This window comes from Zobellia sp. 1_MG-2023, assembly GCF_030549125.1.
Classification (GTDB): Bacteria; Bacteroidota; Bacteroidia; order Flavobacteriales; family Flavobacteriaceae; genus Zobellia; species Zobellia russellii.
This window is the reverse complement of the sequence record NZ_JAUOSY010000004.1, coordinates 149,755-161,780: the sequence shown is the minus strand read 5'-3', so window position 1 is coordinate 161,780 and position 12,026 is coordinate 149,755. Positions and strand designations below refer to the sequence as shown.

General features: G+C 40.6%; 6 protein-coding genes. 5 read left to right on the top strand and 1 reads right to left on the bottom strand.

Annotated features, from left to right (window positions below):
* Positions 1 to 20: 20 nt before the first annotated feature.
* The 4 genes from Q4597_RS10355 (at position 21) to Q4597_RS10340 (ending at position 7,524) form a co-directional block, all read left to right on the top strand.
* Positions 21 to 2,936 (top strand): sugar-binding domain-containing protein, encoded by a 2,916-nt coding sequence (locus Q4597_RS10355; RefSeq protein WP_303406151.1) that lies wholly within the window; start codon positions 21 to 23, stop codon positions 2,934 to 2,936.
* Positions 2,937 to 3,147: 211 nt separating this feature from the next.
* Positions 3,148 to 4,941, top strand: coding sequence for an FAD-dependent oxidoreductase (locus tag Q4597_RS10350; protein WP_303406150.1), 1,794 nt, complete (start codon positions 3,148 to 3,150; stop codon positions 4,939 to 4,941).
* On the top strand, positions 4,938 to 6,056 hold the full coding sequence (locus Q4597_RS10345) for a hypothetical protein (RefSeq protein ID WP_303406149.1): 1,119 nt from the start codon (positions 4,938 to 4,940) through the stop codon (positions 6,054 to 6,056). The genes Q4597_RS10350 and Q4597_RS10345 overlap by 4 nt, the downstream gene beginning before the upstream one ends.
* 25 nt (positions 6,057 to 6,081) lie before the next feature.
* The gene (locus Q4597_RS10340; protein ID WP_303406148.1) at positions 6,082 to 7,524 is read left to right on the top strand and encodes a carbon starvation protein A; all 1,443 of its coding nucleotides are present in this window, start codon (positions 6,082 to 6,084) and stop codon (positions 7,522 to 7,524) included.
* Between the two features lie 5 nt (positions 7,525 to 7,529).
* Here Q4597_RS10340 and Q4597_RS10335 read toward each other — a convergent pair whose 3' ends face one another.
* A complete protein-coding gene (locus Q4597_RS10335; protein WP_303406147.1) occupies positions 7,530 to 8,546 on the bottom strand; it encodes a GntR family transcriptional regulator in 1,017 nt (338 codons plus the stop codon).
* A 372-nt stretch (positions 8,547 to 8,918) separates the two neighbouring features.
* Here Q4597_RS10335 and Q4597_RS10330 point away from each other — a divergent pair, with 372 nt between their 5' ends.
* A complete protein-coding gene (locus Q4597_RS10330) occupies positions 8,919 to 12,026 on the top strand; it encodes a TonB-dependent receptor (RefSeq protein WP_303406146.1) in 3,108 nt (1,035 codons plus the stop codon).

Sequence of the window (12,026 nt, the reverse complement as noted above, 5' to 3'; positions counted from 1 at the left end):
AAATACAACATTGTTATCTTATGAGAACATTTAAACTAACGCTCTGCATTTTACTAATGTCAGCTATAACTTGGGGGCAAAAAAGGAGTTTACCGGACGGATTTACCAAAACGGATCGTTCCAAGTTGAATATTAACCAAGGATGGAAATTCCATTTGGGCGACCCCGAAGCTGATTTCTATACATTGGCAACGGACGATTCCAAATGGGAAACGGTTAACGTACCTCACGGGTTGGAACTTACGACCATGGACCTCAACGGTGCACAAGATGATAAGTACCAAGATACATTCATGAGAAAAGTAGGTTGGTACCGAAAGGAAATAGAAGTATCCAAAAATACGAACACCAAAGTATTTCTGGAGTTTGAAGGCGTCCACCAAGTAACGGATGTTTGGGTAAACGGCAAACACATTGGTCAGCATGCCGTTGGAGGATACACACCTTTTCATTTTGATATTACCGATTTTGTAAATAGAGGAGAGAAAAATCTAGTTACCGTTTTGGCCGATAATAGAAAACGAGAAGACGTTCCTCCGGACCCAGGGCCTATGGACTATATTAAGTTTGCCGGTCTATATCGTGATGTGTATTTGGTAGAAACCAATCCGTTGCACATTACTTTTAATTGGGAGGCCGAAAACGCAGGTCAATACATTACCACACCAACCGTAGACCCGGTTAACCTTAATGCCACCATTAACATAAAAACTACGGTTCGCAATGAAAATGGGGAACCTAAAAAGACTACTGTTTTAAACCGCGTCATAGATGATAAAGGTTTGGTTGTCCTAAAGTTAAAGCAGATCAAAACGATTCCTAGCGGAGCGGACGTTCAGTTTAATCTTATAGGAAGTATAGAAGATAATCTAAAACTTTGGTCTATTAACGAGCCCAATTTGTATCGTGTTCATACTTTAGTTTTTGAAGATGATAAAGCGGTAGATCAGGCAGAAGTTAAAACAGGTTTCCGTAAAATTGAAATGAATGATCATGACGGCATCGTGTTAAACGGAAAGCCTTTAAAGCTCATTGGCACCAATTTACACCAACACTATGGCTTTATAGGTGATGCCATGCCCAACTCATTGCACTATAAAGACATACTTCAATTAAAAAAATTGGGAATGAACGTGGTTCGTACCGCACATTATCCGCATGACAATTCTTTGCTCGAGGCCTGTGATGAATTAGGAATGTTGGTCTACGAAGAAGCCCCTACATGGATGTCTATAGGAAACCAAGCTTGGTTTGATAATTATGAAAAATCGGCTAGAGCCATGGTCAGAAATCATAGAAACCATACCTCTGTTTTTATTTGGGGAGCCGGTATCAATCACCGAGGTTATGTTCCAAGGGCCCATAACGTAATTAAACAAGAAGACCCTTTTAGATACACTGCTTCGCAAAGTAGTAGATGGACAGGTTGGCAAACTTCCGGTCTTACGGACATTTACGGGCAAATGGTATATGGCCCCTATTATTGGAGTGGTGATGAACCTATGCTGGCAATGGAAGGTCGCCGTGGTCCCGAGGCCGTTAATGAATATATGAACAACCCTATGAAATTGGGACTCATATCATGGACCGCCCACGCCTACTACACTTTTCACCCTACCAAAACCCCTAAAAATAGAAGTCGAGGTGGTTTTATGACCGCTTTTCGCTATCCGCGTCCAGAAGAAAATTTGGCTTGGTATCCTGCAGAACTAACCAATTATCCTTATCTACATATTAATACCGAATGGAAGGAAGGTACCAAAGAAGTAGTTGTATTCAGTAATTCGGAAAAAGTAGAATTAAAAGTAAATGGAAAAACCATTACAACGCAACACCCTTCTAAAGCGGATAAGTATAAATATTTAGAACATGCCCCTTTCGTATTTTCCATTTCCGAATTCCAAAAAGGAAAGCTTACGGCAAACGGCCTACTTGACGGCAAAGTGGTTGTTACTGAAACCAAACAGACCCCAGAAGCGGCCTATAGGCTTATTCTGGAACCGGATACGGAAGGCCGAAAATTTGTTGCAGATGGTTCCGATATTTTGGTAGCCTACGCCAAAGTTGTGGATAAAAACGGGACCCTACTTCCTGATGCCGCCCTGTCCGTTGAATTTTCGGTAAGGGGAGATGCCGAAATTATTGGAGACAAAGAAGGGATAGGCTCCAACCCTATGCCCACAGAATATGGGGTGTCACCTGTTCTGATTAGGGCTGGAAATACGCCTGGAAATATAGTCATAACAGCTAAGGCCAAAGGACTAAAAACAGCCTCTGCAACGGTTGGGACCGTAAGGGCCAACTTTGATGTGATAGCCGCAAATGCCAAACCCATATATGATTTTGAAACGCTCCGGGTTGATTTAGGCGAAGAGGAACAACTCGTACAGTTTGATTGGACGCCTTGGAACGGCAAGGATAATAAAGCTTCTACAAAAGAATTTAAAGAATTTGGAGGTTTTTCCGCCACTGTTCAAAGTAGTGAAGACCCTAGCTCAACCCGTTGGTTGGGTGAAATAAATGTTATTGGTAAATACGGATTTGCACATGGCGAAGGTGTCCTAGGTATGTCAAAAGAAGGACTTACCCTAGAATTTTCCGGATTGAAAAAGGGAAAATATAAGTTGAATACAGTTCATCATGCTCCCAGGACCAATACGGATAGTATGGATCCCAATCAAGAAAAAATGTCAACTTATAAAATCTATAAGATTCCGTACGCCAAAGAGCTTAGCGTTACTATAAACGATACAAAGGGTTCCTCAACCCAAGGGAATATAATAGTTACCGAAGGTGAAAATATGCAGACTACACCATTTCATCCTACCGACATCCATTTTGAATCAGATGGTAAAAACAAGGTGCGTTTTGTTTTTAAAGGTCTGGACGGAAAAGCGGTTTGGCTCAATAGTTTTGTGTTGAGCGAATGGTACTAGATACAACCTTTTAGGTATTTTTTAAATCCCCTTGGTATACCCTCGGGGATTTTTTATACACGTAAGCACAATCAGCCTCACTATCAAATGCTCAAAATATCACATCAAAATATATTAACATCACTTATTACGGACTAAATAATTAGATTAAAAATAATTTTATATATTTACCGAAACCGTACTAGACCGTACTAGATTTAATAACACCGCTATGAAAAATGTATTTTCCCTATTATTTGTAATCTTCAGCACATTCTATGGCTTATCGCAAGACGTACTTGTAGAGGCAGAAAGTTTTGATAACCCTGGAGGTTGGGTAGTAGATCCACAATTTGTAGAGCAAATGGGCTCACCTTACCTAAATGCGCATGGTATGGGCAAGCCTGTAGAAAATGCATCAACAGAGGTCAATTTTAAAAAATCTGGTAATTACCATGTCTGGGTACGCACCATGAACTGGGTTCCCGGTGAATGGGAAGCTCCAGGAAAATTTCAATTAAAAGTAGGTGAAACTGTATTGGATACGGTCTTGGGAACACGCTCCGGTTGGGGATGGCAATATGCCGGACAGACCAAAATAAACAAAAAGAAAGCCACTTCTATTGAATTGAAAGATCTTACAGGCTTTAATGGGCGTTGTGATGCCATTTATTTTTCAACCAAAAAAGATACGCCTCCCTCATCCACAAAAAAGTTGGCAGCTTGGCGTCAAGAAATTACGGCCCAGCCTAATGCTCCCAAAGAGTTAAAAACCTATGACTTAGTAGTTGTGGGTGGCGGACTAGCAGGTTGTGCAGCAGCCATCGCCGGCGCCGAACAAGGGCTAAAAGTTGCCTTAATCCATGACCGTCCCGTTTTAGGAGGTAACGCAAGTGAGGAAATTAGAGTGCATACAGAAGGTATCTACGGAAACTTTGAGCGCATTCTTAAAAAAATAGATACCAAACATTACCCTAATGGTTCGGCAGAATCTAAACTTGATCAACAAAAAAGGGATGAAAATGTTAAGAGTTATGACAATATAGATTTATTCCTTAACTGGCGTGCTTATGATGCTATTTCTGAAGAAAATAGCGTAAAATATGTAGATGCAAGACAAACTTTTACGGGAGAAAGAAAACGGTTTACCGCTCCCTATTTTGTGGATTCTACAGGTGATGGTTGGATAGGTTTCTGGGCTGGCGCCGAATTCTCGTACGGCCGTGAAAGCGTTGATACCTATGGCGAATACTGGGAAGAGCATGGGGAACTATGGAGCCCGAAAGAAGCGGATAATGCCGTTATGGGTTCTTCCGTTCTTTGGGGATCTAAAGACACGGACAGTCCTCAGAGTTTTCCAGAAGTACCTTGGGCCATGCCGGTATCTAAGGATTATGCCGAAGTTAATGGCGAATGGCAGTGGGAGTTTAGTAGAAACGATTTGAGTCAGATTGATGATGCCGAAGAAATACGGGATCATATGTTACGAGCCATTTACGGATCATTTTCCAATGCCAAAAAAGACGAGGTAAACAAAAACAGAAAATTGGAGTGGGTTTCATATTTGGTAGGAAAACGAGAATCCAGAAGATTAGTAGGCGACCACATTTTTACTTTTAACGATGCCAAAGAAGGAAGAAAATTCCCAGATGGCGTAGTTATAGAAAAAAGAGCCGTAGATGTGCATTACCAAACCGTTCTTGAAGATGAGAGCAATCCTGATTTTATTTCGGAAGCTTTATTCTACAGAGGTCCGCAGTACTATATTCCGTATAGAAGTCTATACTCCAAAAACATTAAGAACCTGTTTATGGCCGGGCGTAATTTCAGTTGCTCTCACGCTGGACTTGGAGGGCCAAGGGTTATGCTCACTACCGGACAAATGGGTGCTGCCGTAGGTTATGCTGCCTCGCTTTGTAAAAAATACGAAGTTATGCCCCGTGAAATTTATACCGGATATCTAGAAGAGTATTTAAATTTGATAGAAGATCAGAAATATGAAAAAATTCCTACTTCTAAAAAATGAGACCCATTGCATTAGTCTTCCTGTTGCTTTTTACCCACTTATGTAATGCACAATTTGGGTCGGCTATTGCATTGCCCAATACCTCTGATAAAACCGTTTTAGAAGCTAGTCCGGAATTTTTTGTCTTGGATTGGAAACCCAATACGGCTCTTTACATTTCGCAAACTCCCTTGGAAATTGTTACCGATTCCGTAGGAGCCCAGAAAGTAAACCTATTTAGGGATACTGCGGGAGCACCCGTCCTGTACGCCTCCAACATTATTACACCGGTTTGTGCAGACGGAGATTGCAAGTTCATGCACATTACCTTGTATTGGACACTTTTAGGTGATTATGCCGGTTTTGACCGTTCTCCCCAAGAACCGTTGACCAAACATGATCATGATGAGTTCCTCTTCTCCGATTATTGGAAACTTCACGATTTGTTGAAAGACCACAATTCCATCTTAAAAAGAAGGGCTATAGATGAGTTGGTTACCAAACCTAAACCTTCAAAAATAGAGGGTGTAGATGCCCTGTCCGGTGCTACTGTAAAAGAGGTAAAAGAATCCGTTGTTTCGGGAGCGCTCTATTCCTGCTATGTAGCCTGGCACTTGGTTCATGGCAAAATTAAGGAGCAAATTAAGGCCCATACCGTTCAACAACAAAATGAAAGTATGTTGGTTCGTATGCTGAATAGTGACCATACCAATTATCAAATGTATGCCCTGGAAAATCTAAATCAAGAACAATATAAAGCTCAATTTTCAAGAATATCGGAACTCTTTAAATCCGGTATTCCATTGGTTCGATCATATATTATTAAAAATTTATCGCATTCCTTTTCGCAGTCGCCCTCTACCATGCAACCTTTTTGGGATGCACTCCCTCATATTGACATCAACACCCGAAGCCTTTTGCTACAACATATAGATTTTGCTTCGGATACGACCATAAAGGATATTTCCACACAATTAGGGGTGCTAACTAAGAATCAACTACTTAAATATTTGGGGAATCTTGAAAGCAAAAAGAAAATTTCACCGGATATTCTAAAAAATCTAGAACGGTTTGCAGCATCTACCAAAGAGAAGAATGCATATCTTGTTGCTCAGTTTTTGGAAGACAATAGCTAATCGCACCAAATAAAATCTACATTTTATGATTTCGTTTATTATTTCTGTTCTTGTGTTGGTACTAGGGTATTATACCTATGGAAAACTAGTAGAGAAAATTTTTGGTGCAGACACAAAGAGAGAAACACCAGCAGTTAGGCTCCGGGACGATATTGATTTCATGCCCCTACCCGCTTGGCGTATATTCCTCATTCAATTTTTAAATATAGCAGGCTTAGGCCCAATTTTTGGAGCAATTGCCGGTGCCATGTTCGGTCCCGCCGCATTTTTATGGATTGTATTGGGCAGTATTTTTGCCGGTGCCGTTCACGATTATTTTTCAGGTATGTTATCCGTACGCCATAACGGACTGAGCATTAGCGAAATTGTTGGTATCTATCTAGGACCAAAAATGAAACACCTGATGCGTTTTTTCACTGTTATTCTACTCATTTTTGTGGGTACGGTATTCCTCATGGGGCCGGCCAAGATTATTGATGGTATGACAGGCAATATGTGGAACTTATGGATTTGGGTCGGTATAATCCTTGCCTATTATATTCTATCCACGCTTTTGCCCATAGATAAAATGATCGGTAAAATCTACCCTGTTTTTGGAATAGCTATGCTTCTTATGGCCCTTGGGCTGGTAATTGCATTGTTTTTTGGTGATTATGCCATTCCAGAACTGGTGCCCGCCAATCTAACCAATATGACTTCCGACCCCGAAGCCACTCCCCTTTTCCCTATTCTTTTTGTGACCATTGCCTGCGGCGCTATATCCGGATTTCATGCTACCCAATCACTTTTAATGGCTCGTTGTATGCAAAACGAAAAATTGGGAAGAAGTATATTCTTTGGCACAATGATTACCGAAGGCGTAGTTGCCCTTATATGGGCCGCTGCCGCTATGACCTTTTTTGGTGATGTTGGCGGACTTAACGATGCCATGTTAGCCAATGGAAACAATGCGGCATGGGCGGCCAATGAAATATCAATGAACATGTTGGGCAAAGTAGGTGGTGTATTGGCGCTACTGGGTATTGTTGCGGCTCCAATTACCTCGGGTGATACCGCTTTCCGTTCGGCGCGACTCATTCTGTCCGATATTTTCAAAACGGACCAAAAGAAAATTAAAAACCGACTCTACATCAGTATTCCGCTGTTTATAGTAGCTTTTGCGCTTACCCAGATGGATTTTGGTATTATATGGCGCTATTTTGCCTGGAGCAACCAAACACTAGCAACCGTGGTATTATGGACGATAACCGCATATCTAATTTATGAGAACAAATTGTATTGGATAACCCTAATCCCAGCTGTGTTCATGACCATGGTCTGTTCCACTTACATTCTTATAGCACCAGAAGGATTTCAATTGGAGAATAACGTTGCCTATATGGGAGGTGCCGTTCTTACTATTCTTATTTCTTTGCTTTTCTGGTATTATGCCGTACAGCGAAAGAAAGTTTTTGCCCAGCTCATGTAACCGGTTTAAAGTGAACTCCTTAAAATAAGTTGGGTTTCATTACTCTTATGTTCGCGCCTGCCTTCCAAAATCATTTTAGCGGCTTCCGCGCCCATTTTCTTAAAATCGGTACTAATAACGGATATACCACCATCCAATATCTCTTTGGTACTGGTATCGTTATAACTGATAAGTCCTATTTCCTTACCTAGTTTCCAATTGGATTTTCGCGCTAATTTTATAATCTCTACCATATCCCTATCATAGGCATCAATGGTTACGTAAAGTGTACCTTCTTCAAAATAATCGGCTGAAAAATTATAGTATACCTCGCTTTTAAAATCGTTTTTGCTGCAAAACCGCTCAAAACCTTTTTGTACAAAATCGCCATGAGGGGCATTTTTACGATTAAAAAGTACCAACCTCTCGTACTTGTTCACCAAATGGATATGCTCCGTTAACAGATTAAAAATATCATTTTCAAAATCTTGAAAAACCATTCCGTAACCGTCGTTTACATTGGGTTCGTATTTATCTAGAATAATCAATTTTTCCGGTGGAACTTTGTTCAGTACCTTTTGCACAGATTTTACATCCTCAATATAGGTAGTAACCACAAAGTGGGTGTAATTCTTAAGGTTATCTAATATTAACGAAGCAAAAAGTTCAATATTCTGGTGATGGAAATACAAGCGTACCTTTACATTCTCCCCTAAATTTGAGATGAGTGAATTGTATAGATCCTCTTTAAACGGTGTGAACTTATCCAGCAAAAAGAATACTTTGAACTCTGTCTCTACAGAAAGATCGTTTACAAAATAGCCTATTTTGTCTACAGCGCGTACAATGCCTTTCTCACTAAGGTAGTTTAACGCCTTAAAAACTGTTTCACGGCTAAAGTTAAAATGGGCAGAAAGCTTGTTTACTGAGGGTAGCCTTTCATCAAGAATCAGTTGTTTTTGTTCAATTTGCGAAATAATACTATCTGCTAGCAGAAGATATTTAGGCTTTTTTGAATTCTTTTCTATACTAAGCTTTACCATCCGTTCTTTCTTGTCAATTTGGGAAAACGCAAAAATACTAAAACCAAAATTATCTATTCTGCTGCTCCATTTTTAATAATTCGCCCCACTTTTTCAGAATTAAAATCGATTTTACAGATTCTAAATTAGACAAAATCAGCCTAACAGTCTTTTACCACCCTCTTTTTCAGAAGGAAAAATCTTATGAAATACCAAGATATTTAAGAGAATGTCATTTGTTACCCCTTCAAATTCAACATTTAGCAAAAAAGATTTGGCAAATATATAATAATGTTATTTATTTGTTAAACAGACTAGACCAGACTAGACTTAAAACTAGTAGGGTTTAAACTAAATAACTCACTATTCACCTCTCAACAAAAACCGAAGCTTATGAAAAAAGCAGTCTTATTCTTTCTCCTATCGATTTTCGCACTTTGCGAAATATCGGCACAAATTACGGTATCAGGTACCGTAAGTGATGAACAGGGTGTCCCCATACCCGCCGCCAATATTGTTGAAAAAGGAACAACTAATGGTGTTGTAGCAGATTTTGATGGTAATTTTACTATTGAAATTTCGGAAAATGCCTCCCTGATTTTCAGTTCTATTGGTTATGGCACCGTTGAAAAAGCGGTTAACGGTCAAACTACCTTAAACGTAACTATGGCCGAAGAAGCTTCACAACTAGATGAAGTTGTAGTAGTAGGTTACGGAACCCAAAAAGCGGTTAATCTAACCGGTTCCGTAGAAACGGTAAAAGCGGAAGAAATAGCAAAGCAACCTGTTGCCCAAGCCTCTCAGGCCTTGGCAGGTCTTGTTCCCGGTCTTACCGCTACCCAGTCTAGTGGCCAGCCCGGTGCGGATGGTGCCGCAATTAGAATTCGTGGTGTTGGTACCTTAGGAAACGGTGCTAAAAACAATCCTTTGATTTTGGTAGATGGTATCCCGGATGACATCAACGGATTAGATCCCAGTGACATTGAATCCATTTCCGTTCTAAAAGATGCCTCGGCAGCGGCCATATACGGTTCACGTGCTGCAAATGGGGTAATTCTTATTACTACCAAAAGAGGTAAAGAAGGTAAAATTTCAACTACCTATAATACATATGTGGGTATCCAAAGCGTAGCGCAAAACTTAAAGTTCATGGATGCGTTAGGCTATATGGAAGCCTTTAATAGTGCGGAGCCAGGAGCATTTTCAGAAGAAACCTTAAATCAATACCGTTCAGGTAACGGTGTAGGTACGGAAGCCTTACCGGATACGGATTGGGTTGATCTTCTTTTTAACTCTGCCGCTCTACAACAATACCACAGTCTTTCTGTTCGTGGTGGTTCAGAAAAATTAAAAGTATCAAGTTCCATATCCTATACCGATCAAGAGGGAAATGTGCCCAACTTTAATTTTAAAAGATACAATGGTAGGTTCAATTTAGATTACGCTATAAACAAAAAGTTAGACCTTGCTTTTGACCTTAACTTCAGAAGAGAGATAAAAAGTCAGCCAGCAAGATTAAACAACCTTACCCGTTCGGCTTATCGTTTGCAACCTTTATTTATAGCGTTTAACGATGACGGAACCTATGGTTCTGGTTTTGGAGGAAGTAACCCAATTGCACTAGCAAATTCTAGCGCTCAGGACGAAACTATATCCAATTACTTTAGGGCATTGGCAAAGGTAACGTACCGTCCTTTCAATAATTTCTCAGTTTCGGCTACCTATGCCCCTCAATTTTTTGACAGGGACAGAGATGATTTTAGAGCGGGATATACCTATTACGAAGGTTCTGGCGGACCTGCCATTACAACAGTTGGCGGTGGCGTTGGCGAGAGCTCTTTGTTCAAAGAGACTTTTACCACTTTTCAAGATAACTTCAATGCCGTGGCCAATTGGGGCAAGGAATTTGGAGATCATAACATATCCGTCTTAGGTGGTTACGAATTTTTGAAGTTCAATTCAGAAGTATGGACGGCAAGTAGAAGAGGATTTGTTTTGGATGAATTCCGCGGGTTGGATAACGGTCTACCGGATACACAATTAAATAGTGGTAGTTCTACACTTAATGGTCTAGAATCTGTTTTTGGTAGAGTTAACTACTCTTATAAAGACAAATATCTTCTTGAGGCCAATGTAAGAAGAGATGCTTCCTCGCGTTTTGCAGAAGGTTTCCGTTCAGCAACATTTCCTTCGTTTTCCGTGGGATGGGTAGTATCCGAAGAGAAATTTTTACAGGACAGTGAAACTCTTAATTTTCTAAAATTCAGGGCTTCATGGGGGCAATTAGGCAACCAGTTCATCTATTCCAATAATCAAACGGACAATAATGGGGATGTAATTCAAGGTTCCGACGGTTCTGCCGTGGCACAAGAAGTAAACTTCCCGTATACCTCATTGTTCGGGTTGGGTAACGCCAATGCTGTTCTAGGTGGTACACCTGTTGTAGGTGGCGCCCAGACCGTATTGGCCAACTCACAATTGCGTTGGGAAACAGGAGAAACCCAGAACATAGGTTTTGACGCCAAACTTTTTAACAGTAAACTTTCAGTAACCGGTGAGTATTATGTACGTAAAACCAAGGATATTTTGTTAGGGGTTACCATTCCAACTTCCGTTGGTCTTGACGCTCCGGTTCAAAATGCCGGTGAGGTATGGAACACAGGTTACGACATTTCAATTGGATGGAACGATATGATTGGTGAAGATTTTAGATATGGCATCAACCTCAACTATTCCGGTTTTGATAATGAAATTAAAGATTTGGGAGGATTGGACCAATTACCTCCTGGAAATACAATAAATAGAGTTGGCGAGGAAATAGGTGCTATATACGGACTTAAAGTAGACGGACTTTATCAAGAAAGTGATTTTGATACAGGTGGAAACTTAAACGGTAACCTACCTGTTCCAGGTTTTGGGGCCATTCAGGCAGGAGATATCAAATATGCCGATATTTCAGGACCGGACGGTGTTCCCGATGGAGCGATTACGAATGATGATCGTACCATTATAGGTAGTAACATTACCACTAAAAACTGGGGCCTTGAACTTTTCTCTGCGTACAAAGGTCTAGACCTTTCCGTTTCCCTATTAGGGGCAGGAGGGCGTGATGTAGTATTGCAAGGTGATGCCGGTTGGGCTTTCTACAATGCCGGTAAAATCCAAGAATGGCAAGGCGATTACTGGACTCCGAACAATACAGGTGCAGAATACCCAAGGTTAACACCTGGAAGTTCACACCCTAACTGGCGTGTAAACGAAACCTGGATGCACGATGCTTCTTATGTACGATTAAGAAACGTAACTCTGGGCTACAAACTTCCTAGAGATTTCGTTGATAAGTTCAGCATTACAAATGCTAGAATATATGTCTCCGGGCAAAACTTGGCCACTTGGGACAACATGCCAGAAGGAATAGATCCTTTAACACCCCAATTTTCTTCAGGAGATTTTTATCCCGTAACCAAGGTTTTTACCATGGGGCTAAACGTAACATTCTAA